Source organism: Pseudomonas sp. ADAK21 (assembly GCF_012935735.1).
Taxonomy (GTDB): domain Bacteria; phylum Pseudomonadota; class Gammaproteobacteria; order Pseudomonadales; family Pseudomonadaceae; genus Aquipseudomonas; species Aquipseudomonas proteolytica.
On record NZ_CP052857.1, the window covers coordinates 211133 to 226378 of the forward strand.

Annotated in this window: 5 protein-coding genes; 1 reads left to right on the forward strand and 4 read right to left on the reverse strand. The window is 62.3% G+C overall.

What is annotated here, in order from left to right; all coding sequences use genetic code 11:
• Positions 1–182 precede the first annotated feature (182 nt).
• The 3 genes from HKK57_RS00970 to HKK57_RS00980 all read right to left on the reverse strand — a co-directional run bounded on the left by HKK57_RS00970 (position 183) and on the right by HKK57_RS00980 (position 7942).
• Positions 183–1367 carry a thiolase family protein gene (locus tag HKK57_RS00970; RefSeq protein ID WP_070995210.1) on the reverse strand — a complete coding sequence of 395 codons (1185 nt, stop codon included), beginning with the start codon at positions 1365–1367 and terminating at the stop codon, positions 183–185.
• 128 nt (positions 1368–1495) lie between these two features.
• A complete protein-coding gene (gene pap, locus HKK57_RS00975) occupies positions 1496–3013 on the reverse strand; it encodes a polyphosphate:AMP phosphotransferase (RefSeq protein ID WP_169389659.1) in 1518 nt (505 codons plus the stop codon).
• Positions 3014–3115: 102 nt separating this feature from the next.
• Positions 3116–7942 (reverse strand): NEL-type E3 ubiquitin ligase domain-containing protein, encoded by a 4827-nt coding sequence (locus HKK57_RS00980; protein WP_169389660.1) that lies wholly within the window; start codon positions 7940–7942, stop codon positions 3116–3118.
• Between the two features lie 208 nt (positions 7943–8150).
• Between HKK57_RS00980 and mnmC the strand changes: the two genes are divergently transcribed.
• Positions 8151–10148: a bifunctional tRNA (5-methylaminomethyl-2-thiouridine)(34)-methyltransferase MnmD/FAD-dependent 5-carboxymethylaminomethyl-2-thiouridine(34) oxidoreductase MnmC gene (mnmC, locus tag HKK57_RS00985; protein WP_169389661.1), complete on the forward strand. Its 1998-nt coding sequence runs from the start codon at positions 8151–8153 to the stop codon at positions 10146–10148.
• On the opposite strand, the gene HKK57_RS00990 is transcribed toward mnmC, so the two are convergent.
• A complete protein-coding gene (locus HKK57_RS00990; protein WP_169389662.1) occupies positions 10140–14978 on the reverse strand; it encodes an NEL-type E3 ubiquitin ligase domain-containing protein in 4839 nt (1612 codons plus the stop codon). The two genes, mnmC and HKK57_RS00990, sit on opposite strands and share 9 nt — an antisense overlap.
• Between the last annotated feature and the right edge of the window lie 268 nt (positions 14979–15246).

Sequence of the window (15246 nt, forward strand, 5' to 3'; positions counted from 1 at the left end):
GAGGTAGAGGAACCTGCATTCTAGGGGGATGTGGGTAGACCTTGGCGAAGTTTTTTATCAGACACACCACAAATCAACGGTGGGCTTGCTCGCGAATGCGGTGTGTCAGTCGATATATCCATCACTGACCCACCGCATTCGCGGGCAAGCCCGCCCACATTTGATCTTCGGTGTTTTATAGATCAGCGCACAGCTTCGAACAGCCCGGTCGCCCCCATCCCACCACCGACGCACATGGTGACGATGCCGTAGCGCAAATCACGCCGCTGCAGTTCACGCACCAGATGCCCCACCTGCCGAGAGCCGGTCATGCCGAACGGATGGCCAATGGAGATCGAACCACCGTTGACGTTGTACCTGGCATTGTCGATTTCCAGGCGATTACGCGCATACAGGCACTGCGAAGCAAACGCCTCATTGAGTTCCCACAGATCAATGTCCGCCACCTGCAGGCCACGGGCCTTGAGCAATTTTGGCACCGAGAACACCGGGCCGATGCCCATCTCGTCCGGCTCGCAACCGGCAACGGTAAACCCGCGGAAAAACGCCTTGGGCTTGAGCCCCAGTTCCAGGGCTTTTTCCAGGCTCATCACCAGGGTCATCGATGCGCCGTCGGACAGTTGCGATGAGTTGCCTGCCGTCACCGAGCCATCCTCGGCAAACACCGGCTTGAGCCCGCTGAGGCTGGCCAGGGTGGTGTCTGGACGGTTGCAATCGTCGCGATCGACCACGCCATCAAGAATCTGTACCTCGCCGGTGTTTTTATCCTCGACCTTGTACTTGACCGCCATGGCTACGATTTCATCATCAAACAGCCCGTCAGCCTGGGCCTGAGCGGTGCGCTGCTGGCTTTGCAGGGCGTACAGGTCCTGCTCCTCGCGGCTGACGTTATAGCGCCGGGCGACAATTTCGGCGGTCTGGCCCATGGGGAAATAGATGCCCGGCACCTGCTCCTTGAGCAAAGGGTTGATCAGGTTGTCGGTATTCACGCTTTTCATGGTCAGGCTGATGGATTCGACGCCACCGGCAACAATGATGTCGCTGCAACCCGAGGCAATCTGGTTCGCCGCGATGGCAATCGCCTGCAGCCCCGAAGAACAGAACCGGTTGAGGGTCATGCCCGCGGTGCCGGTGCCAAGGCGCGACAGCACTGCCACGTTGCGGCCGATGTTGTAGCCCTGGGCTCCTTCGTTGGAACCGGCGCCGACGATGCAATCCTCGACACTGGCCGGGTCGATGCCGTTGCGGGTGAGCAAGGCGTTGACGCAATGCGCGGCCATGTCATCGGGGCGGGTCTGGTTGAACTTGCCGCGAAAGGACTTGGCCAGGCCGGTTCGCACGCTGTCGACGATCACTACTTCACGCATGGGCTACCTCAATCTTGTCGTTGTTGGGAGACAGATCGAGGATAGATCCAGCGCCAGGCGATCGCGACGATCATTCACCTGGCGTATGCAAAAGCATGGCGCTAACCCTGTAGGAGCCAAGCTCGCGCCTACTTATGCTTCTTCTTTTTGTCGTGTTTATCGGACTTGGCGAACGCCTCTTCCAGCGCCAGGTTGATGGTGCGCAATACCTTGACCCGCGCCCAGCGCTTGTCGTTGGCCTCCACCAGGGTCCAGGGGGCGATCTCGGTGCTGGTACGGTCCACCATGTCGCCCACCGCTGCCCGGTAGGCATCCCACTTGTCGCGGTTGCGCCAATCGTCTTCGGTGATTTTGAAGCGCTTGAAGGGGATTTGTTCGCGCACCTGGAAGCGCTCCAGTTGGGTGTCCTTGTCAATGGCCAGCCAGAACTTGACCACGATCACCCCGGCGTCGCGCAGTTGCTCCTCGAAATCGTTGATCTCGGCGTAGGCGCGCATCCAGTCCGCAGTGCTGCAAAAGCCTTCGATCCGCTCCACCAGCACGCGGCCATACCAGGAGCGGTCAAACACGGTGAACATGCCCCGCGCCGGGATCTGCCGCCAAAAACGCCACAGGTAAGGCTGGGCCCGTTCGTCTTCGGTGGGCGCGGCAATCGGTACGATGCGGTATTGGCGCGGGTCCAGCGCCGCCGCCACCCGGCGGATCGCCCCGCCCTTGCCCGCCGCGTCGTTACCTTCGAAAACCGTGACCAGTGCGTGCTTGCGCATGCGTTTGTCGCGCATCAGGCCCGAAAGCCGCGCCTGTTCGGTAATCAGTTGTTCCTCGTAGTCGTCCTTCTCCAGGCGCTGGGTCATGTCCAGGCTGTCGAGCAGGTTCATCTGGTCCACGGATGATGGCAATGGCGCCGGCTGGATACCGCTGGCCTTGGTTTTGGGCACCTTCAGGGCATTTTGCAGGCTTTCCAGCAGGATCTTGCCCACTGTCAGCCCACGGTAATTGGCGTCGACGCCTTCGATCACATGCCAGGGCGCGTAGTCCCGGCTGGTGCGGCGCAGCACGCGCTCACCAAAATGCACAAACTTGTCGTAGGTCTCGGACTGCTGCCAGTCCAGCGGGCTGATGCGCCAGCTGTGCAGCGGATCGTCCTGCAAGGCCTTGAGCCGTGCCTTCATTTGCTTCTTGGACAGATGGAACCAGAACTTGAAGATCAGCGCCCCTTCATCGCAGAGCATCTGCTCCAGGCGCTCGGCCCCGGCGATGGCCTGGTCCAGCCGCGCATCCTTGATCTGCCCATGAACCCGCGCCTGCAACATCTGGCTGTACCAGTTGCCGAAGAACACCCCCATGCGCCCCTTGCCCGGCAATTGCCGCCAATAGCGCCAGGCCGGCGGGCGCGCCAGTTCTTCGTCGGTCTGCTGGTCGAAGGTGCGCACTTCGATCAGGCGCGGGTCCATCCATTCGTTGAGCAGCTTGACCGTCTCGCCCTTGCCGGCGCCTTCGACGCCATTGATCAGGACGATTACCGGGAAGCGTCCCTGCTGGTGCAACTCGAACTGCGCCTCCAGCAAGGCTTCACGCAATGCCGGGACTTGCGCGTCGTAAGTGTCTTTATCGACGGCGTGACCAATTTCTGCGGATTCGAACATGGGCGACTCCCTTCCAAGATGGATCAAGACTAGCGGATTGGGCTGCAAGGCGGGCAAGCAATTCCATAGGGCTTGCCGTGGATCAATCCGCAACCCTGGCGGCTAGTCTTCCGGCAGATGGCAGATGTTCAGGTCCTGATACTTCATCATCTGCTGGGTCAGGCGTTCCATCACCTCGTTGATCGCCTGCCTGCGCGGCGCGCGCAGGCCTTCCATTTGCGCCAGGTATTCGCCATCGGTGAGGTTCTGACTGTTCTCGAAAAGCGCCTGCTGCTGCCCATCAAATGGCTCGGTCGCACGCCTGAACGTCTCGGGAAACTGCTGCTTGAGATGGGCCTTCCAGAACGACAGTTGGGCAATAAACCGCAAAAACACCGGCGACAGCTCGGCGATCAGGACTTGCTCATGCGCACGCTCCAGGTTCTCGCTGGTCAAGTCAGCCAATGACCCGAAGCGCATGTGCTTGGGTTGCCCCGGCAACTGCAGGATCTTCGCCAGGCCGACCCGATACGCCAGGCTCACCTCCAGCGGGTCTTCGCTGGCATGTTCGGTGGCGTAAGTCGCCGCAATCTTTTCCAGTTCACTGAGGCGAAACAGGCCGCGCCCCAGGCTCAGCAGCACCCCGGAGTTGCCTTGCCCACGGCTGGCCTGGCGCGTGGCGTTCGCCACGGCCTTGAGCACTTCGACCTGGCTGAAAATCTCTGTCGCGCCATCAACACAGTTCGTCGGATGGGCCACCAGTTGGAACACCCGCTCGCGCAACTCGACGCTGTCATGGGTCGCCTGCAAGACCTCCCAGACTCGCCGGGTCATGTCCTCGCGCACGTAACGGCTGTCGGCGGCGCCAGAGAGTTGCGCCAACAATGCCATCAGCGGCATCGATTCCGGGTCATCGCGCAGGTTGGCCCAAATCGCCCGCTTGCTGGCATCGGCCGCCGCCACCTCGTCTGGCAGCCAGGTGCGCCTGGCCTTCAGCTCAGTGAATCGTGACGAATCGTCCTCCACATAGCCCATGCCGATTCCCACTGCATCGCGGTAACTGATCAGGGCGCTCATCGTCGTCGAGGACAAGGGGTTGCCCCCCAGATTGATCGCCTGGCTGAACCTGCGTGTGGAGGTGAACAACCAGTCGGGCAACACCGTGATCCAGTTACTGCGCAGGTCGACCTGTTCCAGATGGGCCAGACGTGCGATCCCGGTGGGCAGGTCCACCAGCTTGGCATCCTCCAGTAACAGGGTCTGCAAGTCGCGCATGTTGCTTACGTCCAGATGCGACTCGATGGGGTTGTGGCTCAAGTCCAACAGACACAACGTGCTCATGTCGGCCAGCTTGCGCCGGGTGTACTCAGTCAGCGCCAACTGATTATGGGGCAACGCCAGGCTGTTGAGTTCGGGCATGCGCGACAGGTACTCGGGCAGGCGGGTCAGGCGGTTGCGGTCCAGGTTCAGGCGCCGCACGCCCTTGAAGCACTTCAGAAAATAAGCCACGTCATCGCCCAGGCGCATGTTTTTCAGGGACAGTTGCCGCACATGGTCGAAGCGGATCTCGGGGGGCAGGTTCGGCAATGCCCCCACGCGCATGCCATCCAGTGTCAGCCCCGGCACGGGCACTTGGTGATCATCGAGCACGAAGCTCTGGCGGCGCCAACAGGCTTCGATCCGCTCGGCCACTTGCTGGCGGCTGTGACGAATATCAGCCATGCCCGGCTGCGCCGCCAGGTCGCCGAGGTTGTTCTTCCAGTGCTTGAGGATCGAGCGCAGAAGCTTCAGGTCAGCCTGCAGGCGCGCGACGGCCTTGGCTTGGGCCAGGGCGTCGGTCCCCAGGCTTTGCAATAACTCGGCTGCCTGGACATCACTGAACAAGGGATAAATTTTCTGTACCTTGCCCACCAGCGGCCGCGGGCTGGCCGGTGAATCAGACATGCGACAGGGAACCTCCAGCGCCAGGGGCTCGCTCGCCTGATCGGAGAAAGCTTCGCCCGCCACCACACGTTCGCTCTGCGCCCGGGCAGCCAGGCGGCGGCGCAGCCTCCAGGCGTTTTCGCCAGGATGCAACGGCAACTCCAGAGCGCTGCGCTGGGTAGCCGAGAGCGTTTGCAGGATCGCCTCGAACAACCCGTCGGAACCGGCCCTGGCCGCCCCCATGCTCACCCCGTGGGCATCGAATGGCGTGAATCCAGCGCCCGAGCTGACCACCACCCGACGCACGCTCGCGCCCTCCTTCGCCCCCAGGGCCAACAACGGCCCGGCGGGTAAACCCTGGCGCAACTCCACTTGCAGTGTGCTGTCCCAGCCGTCGAGGTGCGGCAGCATGCGTACCGCCACGCACTGGGTGTCCAGACCGGCCAACTCCGGCTGCTCGAAACCGGCCAGGGCACGGTCCAGGCGCTGTGCCTCCAGGCTCACGCGCACCGACTCTGCCAGGGCCATGGGCACCCGCTGGTTGTCCCGCAGGGCTTGAAGCTCCACGGAGGACGCCTGGGCCATCAACTCGCGCATCACGCGGGTGGGCAATGGCGGGTAGGCCTCGCGCAACGGCGCGCCGCCCTCGGGCACCGGCCCGTCGTAGGCCTGGTATAGCTGCTCAAACAACGGTTTGCGATCAGCCTTGAGGTGCGCGAGCAATTGACGCGCCAATGCCGCGTGCTCGTCATTGGCGGGCACCCCTTCGCCCAACAGACCGGCCTTGCGTGGCGCATCCAGGCCAGACAGCAACACATCAAACACCTGCCCCTGCGCCACGGCCTGCTCGCAGAGGCTCAAGCGCCCGGCGGCATCAAACGGGCCAGCGGCGGGATAACGCGCCGTAACGCTACCCTGGGCATCCAGCACCTCGAAATAATGGCCCTCGGGCCAGCCCGGCAGCAGCGGCAACGCGTGCATCTGGGTGGTCGCACTTGGCCCATTGAGGTAAGCGCCACGCTCCAATAGCCAGACCAGGTCGCGAATCGACTGCTCCAGCCTGAAGCGCTCGTACAGATCACGAAAGCGCGCCGGAAAAGGCAAGCACTCCTGCGCCAGGTGATACCCCCAGCGGTGGGGCTTGTCCATGATGTCCTTGACCAGCCGCAGCTTGCGCGATTCCAGCGCAGGGTGGCGACTGCTCGGCTCCAGGCGGGAAAACAGATAGTCCTGGTCTTCCCACTCCTCGGGATCCTCGAACGAAAACCGCCAGGCCCCCTCGCCGTTGTGCACCATCGGCGGCCGATAGGCCGCCTGCCGCGTACGGTGGCTGGCCCGCCACACACCCTGCTGCGGTTCGTAGCTCACCTGATGCAGGTTGTCGCCGACTTTGACGTATGAGCGAGCGCCCACCTTGTACACGCCCTGGGCGTCGGCAGGCACATCGTCGATCAGGTGTTGATCGTGGGAATACTGCCCGATGTCAGGGTGCCACAGCCGTGGCTGTCCATCCGTCGAACGCACTGCTTCCAGCGACTTGAAGTAACCGGCATAGCTTTGCCGGGTGCGCTTGAGTACGTTGCCCACGACCTTGGTCCCCGCAGCGAACAACACCATTGAGGTAATGTCCTGCGCCACGGCTACCAACTGCTTGAGCGCCTCCTCCTTGTCGCCACGGCGCCAATCCTCAATGCCCTCATACACCTCGCCGAGCATCTGCCCCACCGCCACGCTGGTCATCAACAGGCCCAATGCCGGGACCACAAAGCCGGCGAGATTGAGCAGCGTCAGCCCCGCGTCCAGGTAGTCCAGCAGACGCTGTTTGCGCACCTGCTCATCCACATCCGCCACCGGGACCGCCAGGGTCCGGGCGTCGATCTGCAATTTGCCCGCGTAGGTGGCAAAAAAGTGCTGCCCCAGGCTGGTGGTGATGGGCTTGGCCTCCAATACACCGAGGGTACGGTGCTGGTCAAAGCGACGGAAAAAGTCGACCCGGTCTATTTCCCCCAGGTACCCCGTGAAAAAGGTGCGGTAGGTGCTGACTTCCAGCTTCAGATCCAGATAGAGCTTGAAGTCGTTGAGCGATGGGTACTCAAAAAAAGGTCGCCCCGGCTCATTGGGCATGTACACCACACAGGGCTCCTGCGGGTAATCGGCAATCGGCCGGCCAGAAAACACCAGCACACTCCACAGGCAGCAATCCAGCGCATTCAAGCCCTGCCAGATGACCTGGCGCCCTTGAAACATCAGGCCCCTGGCCTGCACGGGGTCCATCTTGCGATCCAGCAGGGTGCATAACAGGCCATAGGTAGCGGGGGTGATATCGCCGCGCATGCAGGCAATGTGCGCGTCGATTTTCAGATCCAGGGTTTTCATCCAACCGATATCGAGCGCCACGCCATTGAAATAGGCGTCATCGTCGGGCTCGCCAACGTCGAGGTTGAACACGTCACTGATGTGCTGCTGATACAGGCTGCCGACATCAAGATCCCGGCAACCCTTGGCAAATGCCTGCACGGAGACAGGGATCACCCCACCCAGGCCTGAACCCGATTGCAGCCGCGACGGCGGCGCAAAATGCGCCTCTTGCGCTTGCTCCTCGGTAAAGTTCTGCAGGGCCATGTGCAACAGGGTCTGCTGCTCCAGCTTGACACTGCGGACATATTCCAGCGGCAGCACGTCTTTCTGGTATTCGTAGAAAGCCCGCACGAACAGGTCCTTGTGCGGCTCGACCGTGACCTGCCATTGCCTCTGGCAGTAGGCCTTCAACTGCGCACCGCAAAACTCATCCAGTGAGCGCAATGGGCGCAAGCGTCCTGCGACGGCGGCCCTGGCCTCGTCAAGCTGCGCGGCCTCCCGTTCCAGCGCCTCCAGTACCCCTTTGGGGGCGTTCAACATCCAGCCCGGCAGGCGCTTTTGCAGGACCTCGGCCTTGGACAGGTCGCGGGTGATTTCCAGCAACGCCGCTTGTAGCTGGCGCTGCGTCAATTGGGTACATGTCTTGGTCAAATCATCCTGGTCCGGCATGCGCAATGTCCTTTATTGCCCGTTAATCAACCATCCACCATAACCCGACGCAAGCCTTTGAATTTACGCAGATAGTTGATCGTTAGCGGGTCCTTTACAGAGGTTTTTTGCGTGCAACCATCAACGGGCTACCACCACAGGCCGGCGCGGATCGGCCGGCGCTCCCGCGATCGGCTAGAATGGCCGCCTTGTCTTTGCCGAGTTGCCCATGAACCCCGTATCGCCAAATGCCCAGCTTGACTGGGACGACCAGGGACGCCCGCGCTCGCGGGTCTTCGACGACGTGTACTTCTCCGACCAGTCGGGCCTGGACGAAACCCGTTATGTGTTCCTTGAACAGAACCACCTGCAGCAGCGCTTTGCCGCGCTGCCCGAGGGTGGGCGGCTGGTGATCGGCGAGACCGGCTTTGGTACCGGGTTGAATTTCCTGTGCGCCTGGCAGCTGTTTGACCAGCACGCAGCGCCCGGCGCCCGCCTGCATTTTGTCAGTGTCGAAAAGTACCCCCTGAGCCGTGCCGATCTGGAACGTGCCCTGGCCCTGTGGCCGGAACTCAAGCCGTGGGCCGACCAACTGCTGGCGCAATACGTGGCCATTCACCAGGGCTTCCAGCGCCTGGTGCTGGACGCAGGACGCGTGACCCTGACGCTGTTGATTGGCGATGCCCTGGAACAACTGCCGCAACTGGACGCGCAGGTCGATGCGTGGTTTCTCGACGGCTTTGCCCCGGCGAAAAACCCCGACATGTGGACCGCCGAACTGTTTGCCGAACTGGCCCGACTCGCGGCACCGGGCTCGACGATCAGTACCTTCACCAGCACCGGCTGGGTACGGCGCCTGCTCAATGGCGCCGGGTTCAAGATGAAGCGCACGCCGGGCATCGGTCACAAGTGGGAAATCCTGCGTGGCGAATTCCTCGGCTGGCCGTCGCAAACACCCGCGCCGCCAGCGATCAAGCCCTGGTTCGCCCGCCCGCCGGCGCACAGCGGTGAACGCCGGGCCCTGGTCATCGGCGGCGGCATGGCCGGTTGCACCACCGCGGCCAGCCTTGCGGCGCGGGGTTGGCAGGTCAGCCTGCTGGAGCGCCATGACAGCCTGGCGCAAGAAGCCTCAGGCAATCCTCAGGGTGTGCTGTACCTCAAGTTGTCCGCCCATGGCACCGCGCTGTCGCAGATGATTGTCAGTGGTTTTGGTCATACCCGCCGCCTGCTCCAGCATTTGCAGCGCGGGCTCGACTGGGACAATTGCGGGGTCTTGCAACTGGCCTTCAACCCCAAGGAGGCCGCACGCCAGGCGCAATTGGCAGCAGCCTTCGATCCGCAGTTGGTCCATCAACTGGATCAGCAGCAGGCGCAGGCGCAGGCCGGTATCGGCCTTGAGTCGGGCGGCTTGTTCTACCCCGAGGGCGGCTGGGTCCACCCGCCCGCATTGTGCGAATGGCAGGCGCATCAGCCGGGCATCGAGATCCTGACCCTTCATGATGCCCTGGACCTGCGCAAGGTCGATGACCAATGGCAAGCCTTTGACGGCGAGCGGTTGCTGGCCAGCGCACCGGTGGTGGTGCTGGCCGGGGCGGCCGAGGTCAAGCGCTTTGCGGCGAGTGCCCAATTGCCCCTCAAACGGATCCGCGGGCAAATCACCCGCGTGCCACAGACCGGCAGCAGTCAAAGCCTGGCCACCGTGGTTTGCGCCGAAGGCTACGTGGCCCCGCCTCGCCTGGGTGAACACACGCTGGGGGCCAGCTTCGATTTCAAGAGCGACGACTTGACTGCCACCGCCGCCGACCACGCAGACAACCTGGCGCTGCTTGCGGCCATCTCGCCCGACCTGGCCGCACGCCTGCAAGCCTCCAGCCTCGCCCCGGACACCCTGCAAGGCCGTGCCGCGTTCCGCTGTACCAGCCCGGACTACCTGCCGATTGTCGGACCGTTGGCCGACAGCCCGGCCTTCGCCGAGGCCTACGCGGCCCTGCGCAAGGATGCGCGCCAGACGCCCGACATAGCCTGCCCGTGGCTGGACGGCCTGTACGTCAACAGCGGCCATGGCTCCCGTGGGCTGATCACCGCACCGTTGAGCGCCGAGCTACTCGCCGCCTGGCTCGACAACGAGCCACTGCCCTTGCCCAGAAGCGTGGCCGAAGCCTGCCACCCGAATCGTTTTGCCCTGCGCACGTTGGTGCGCAGCAATGTGACCGGGCATTCAAGCTAACGGTAAACCGCAGCCGACCAACTCTTGGTATTTCAACGCCTCCTCGGTGAGGCGTTCCAGCTCTGCTTGTTCGGCTAGCCTCTGCTCCCTGAGTACCTCATTCATCTGGTCGCGATAGGACACGTCATCCAGGGTCAGGCCCTGGTCGAACACCGCTTGCAGACGTTGGTCGTAGGGCTCGTTCACCTGCTCGAAGCCGCGACTGAAGGTGCGCTTGAGATAGCCGACCCAGAATGGCAGCTCCACCAGAAACTTCTGCAGCGCCGGCGACAACTCGGCTGCCCGCAACCGAGACTCGGCAGCGCGCAACGCCTGCGGCGTGACCCCGCCCAATCGGGAAAAGCGCATGTGCCGGGGTTGGCCCGGCAAGTAAAACTGATCGACCAGCCCGGTACGGTACGCAAGGCTGACCTCCAGCGGGTCCGACAGCGGATGCTCGTTGCTATGGGCGCGGGCCATGCCCTCCAGTTGCTCAAGGCGGAACAGGCCCTTGCCCAGGCGCAACAACGATTTGGCATTCATCTGCCCGCCTTCCAACAGCCTGGTTGCTTCGTTGACCTCAACCAATACTTCCAGATTGCTGAAACTCACTGCGGCGGCGTCGTCACAATTCAACGGTGTGCCGGCACGCTCAAAAATCTCTTCGCGCAATTTCACATCGGCGGCAGCGGCATCCAGTACCCGCCATACCCGACGCGCCATATCTTCACGCACCTGCATCGAATCGGCCGTACCCCCCAGCTCGGCCAGCAGCTTGAACAGGCCGTCGGAACCGGGTTCATCATTGAGTCCCTTCCAGGCCAGCTCCTTCTCGGCCACCCCCCTGGCCCCATCCTGCGTCAACCATAGCTCACGGGCGCGCTGCTCGTTGAGCCGGGCGATATCGTCCTCGATAAACCCCATGCCCACCCCCACGCTGTTGCGAAAGTTGCTCAACAACAGTTGACTGCGCGAATCCAGCGGGTTGTGGCGCAAGTTAATGATCTCGGCCCTTTGCCGCGTCTGGGTGAAGAGCCAGCCGGGCAACTGGGCGATGTCATTGTCACGCAGGTCAACACTTTCCAGATTAGGAATGCGCAGCAGACCACTGGGCAAATCCTTGAGCCGGCAATTGCTCAGGACCAGATGGCGCAACTCAAACATCCGACTGACCAGCGGCGGATCGATCAACGGGTTGTCGCTGAGGTTCAAGACCCTGAGCTCGCGCATATCCGCGAGCTTGGCCCGTGTGTATTCGGTGAGTTGCAAGCGGTTGCCGTTCAAGTACAAGCGTTGCAGTTCAGGCATCTGGGACAGCGCTTCGGGCAAAAGCGTCAGCTCGTTACCGGTCAGCTCCAGCGAACGTAGACCTTTGAAGTGCTTGAGAAAGTAGGCAACGTCATCGTTGAGTCCCATGCGCTTGAGCGACAGTTGCTCGATGGCGTCAAATCGGATGCTCGCCGGCAATGTCGGCAAGGGGCCAACGGCCATACCATCGAGGCTCAGGCTGGGAACCTTTTCACCGTATGCATCGGCCAGCAGCATCGCCGATTGCCAGCAGCGCTTGATCGTCTGCGCCGATTGCAGGCGGCTCCAGCGATAGTCCGCCACGGGGTTGGGTAGTTTCTCCAGCGAAGCCGTCTCGCTGCACCACAGCTTGAGCGCACGGCGCAAGGCCTCGTACTGCTGTTCAAGCGCGCCAACCGCCTTGGCCCGGGCCAGGTGATCCGGCCCCAGCCCCTGGAGGAAGGTCGCGATGCGCGCCTCATCAAACAACGGGTAGAGCTTGCGCACCTTGCGCACCAGTTCCAGCGGATGCTTGACCTGCTCCTTCCTCATCGCCTGCACGCAGGCCACCGGTTGCTCGGGCAGCGCCGCCCGTTCAGGCCAGAGGTAACGGGAAAGCTGGCCGCGTTCATCCCGCGCCTTGAATATGACTTTATTACGCAACTGAACGTCGGCGCTGCTCCCCTCCAGTTGCAACCTTGCGCGCTGTGCGGGCGCCAGGCTCTCGAGAACGGCCTGATAGAAACCCTGTGGGCCGCCGAATGCCGTGCCCGCCACGACGTCCTGTGAGTCGAGGGTTTCAAAACCCTTGGCCGAATGAATCAACGTCCGTCTAAATACAGCGGCCTGGTTGCCCGCCTGCCCCAGCACCCGCCCCGTCGCTGACGCTTGGCGCAATTGCAGAAAAACATCTTCGGGCCAGCCCGGCAGCCCGTCGAACAACCCCAGCGCCAGGCGCCACGTAGCCTCATCCGCCAACTCCGGCAGATGCAAGCCGAGCACGGCCTGATCTTCATACAGCGTTTCCAGGGTTTCCCGCGCCCGCTGCGCCACCAGCAGCGGGATCCGCCCGGTGCGCCGCAATGCCCAGCGTTGTTCTGTCGGGATGCCAGTCATGACCTCCCACGCGAGGCGGGTCGGTAACTGCGGGTAGTGCTGCTTGAGCAGGCCATGATCACCCAGGTCAAGCCTGTCGTAATCCTCGTACAGCTTTTCGTACACCCGCCGATGATTGGGCCTGAGGGCGGCAGCCAAACGCCGCCTCAATACCGCGGGCGCCGCCTGCGCCGAATACACCCCGCCCAGCAATTGCTGGCTCTCATCGGCGTCCAGTGCCGCCAGTGTCGTGGAGATGACCTTGCCTTCGTGCAACTGTTGTTCGGTAATGTGAATACTCAGGTCTTCATAGTCGAACGGTGCCGTGTCAGGGTAGCGCTCAAGCAATACACCCTCTTGGTCCAGCACCTCGAAAAACCTTCCCTGGGGCCAGCCTTCGACCATGGGCAGCGCCAGCAACTGGGTATGCGCCGTGCTCGGGTCCGGGGATGGCTGGTGCTCCAGTTGCCAGAGCAGATCCCGGACCTTTTGATTGAGGTTGAACCGCATTGCACACTCACGAAAGCGCTCCGGCAGCGGCAGGCTTTCCAGGGCCAGTTGTTGCAGGCGGGGCGTGGTCATGTCGGTGATGCTGGCAATATCTTTCAGATGGCCGTCGGGCAGGTCTGCGAGGCTGGGGTCCAGGCGTTTGAGCAGGTACTCGGGGTCACGCCATTCGTGCAAATGCTCAAAGGTGAACTGCCAGCCGCCCTGACGATTGTGGGTCAGGAACGGGCGATACGCCGACTCGCGCAGCGGGTGCAAGGCCCACCAGTAACCGGTGCGCTCATCAAAGGCAATGGCGTACAGCGAGCCCTCGACCTTGACATAGGACTGCCCAAGGATCTGATAGATACCCCTGGGGCTGGCCACCGTTCCTGTAATGTCCAGCGCCTGGCGATAAGGCATCGTGCGACCGCGCCACAAGCGCGAACTGCGGTCCCCTAGCTTGACGGCTTCCATCCCGTCGAAGAACCGCTGCGCATTGGCCTGCGTCTGTCGCAGTCGCCCCACTACGCTGGCACCGGCGGCGAACAACGCCATGGTGGCGAGGTTTTCTGCGACATTGACCAAATGCTTCAGCGCTTCCTGACGGTCATTGTGGCGCCAGTCCTCAACCCCCTCGAACACCTCGCCCAGCAGTTGGCCGACCGCCACGCCCATCATCAACTGGCCCAACAGCGGCACGACCAGGCCGGCCACGTTCAATACGGTCAGGCCGACATCCATGTAGTCCTGCAAGCGCTGCTGGCGGGCTTCTTCGTCGACTTGCGCCTTGGGCACCGCCAGGACCTGCGCGTCCAGTTGCAACTTAGTCACATAGGCACTGAAAAAAAACGCCGACAAGTTACCAATGACCGGCAACGGTTCTACGGCGTAAAGGGTGCGGGTGCGGTCGAACCGCTGGAAAAAATCGAAGCGCTGCGCCTCGTCGAGGTAGCCGTTAAAAAAAAGGCGGTAGCTTTTCACCTGAAGCTTGAGGGTCAGGTAGAGCTTGAAATCCTCCAGCGACGCATACCGGTACCACGGCCTGACCGGCTCGTTGGGCATGTACACCAGAAACGGCCCGCTGGCAAAAGCGTCGTAGGTGTGATGGGAAAATATCAACACGCTCCAGATGCAAACCTCATTGATACTCACCCCATGCCAGGCCAATGGTTTGCCATCGAGCAACATCGATGTGACCTCGCTCGCGGGAAAATCCGCGCAGATCAGTTGCTGCAACAGCCGGTAAGTGGCCTCGTCGAGATCGCGCCTGGCGTAGGCAATGTGCAGATCAACCTGCATGTCCATGCACCGCGATTGACCAATCGCGGCGAGTGCCGGGTTGTAACCGCGCGTGGGGTCGACCGGCCCTTCTTCGGGGGCGGGCAGATTGAAGATCTCGCGAATATGCGCCTGGTAGGCGGCCCCCAGGTCCAGCTCACGGCAATACTGCACAAACTGCGCAGCGGTCAACGTCGGCGATGCCAGCCGTTTCGCGCCGACACGTACCACGGCGGCCTGCGGCAGGCCACCGGGTGCGGCACTGGCCGCCGCAAAGTTCTGCATGGCGGCCTGCAACAGGCTGTGCTTTTGCAGGTTCACGGTTTCTATCAGCAGGCCGCCCAGATCCGGGCCGACTCCATTGAGGTTGCGTGTGGGTACCTCCAGTGTGTCGTGGTGGATATCCAGGGTGTTCAGCGCCTTGGTGGCCAAAAAGGCTGTGAGTTGCTCGGCGCAAAACGTATCCAGGGGCTTGACGCGGTTGAGTAGCCGGCGCGCTCGCTGGCGGGGTGCCTCACTTTCCGCGTGGGCCTTTTCCAGGGCTTCAAGAGCGCCGGGCGTGGCCGCCTCCAACCACGTCGGCAACGTCTCGATCAGGGTCTGCGCCTTGTCCAGGTGGCCGGTGATATCCAGCAGGGCCCGCAACCGCTCCTCTGGCGCCACAACGCGGGGGGCCTGTTTTTGCTCGGGTGTTTGTGTCATCTACCACGTCCCTTATGACGTTGAACATGGCTCCACACCCTAAGCCCATCGCGCCTGAAAACCGATTCGAATAGCGGGGCGTTCAGCCCGCTGAACCGCCCACTATTTGTATGTCATTGCCTATCTATATACCGCCCTTCAACGCCAGGCCACGGCGTGCGATACCCGCTGCAAAAACAGCGCAGGCCATTTGCCTTATAACGCATTGTTCTAAAACTCCCGCAACACGGATGGGGTCAGTCTCTGGGTACCCGCCGTATTGACGGGT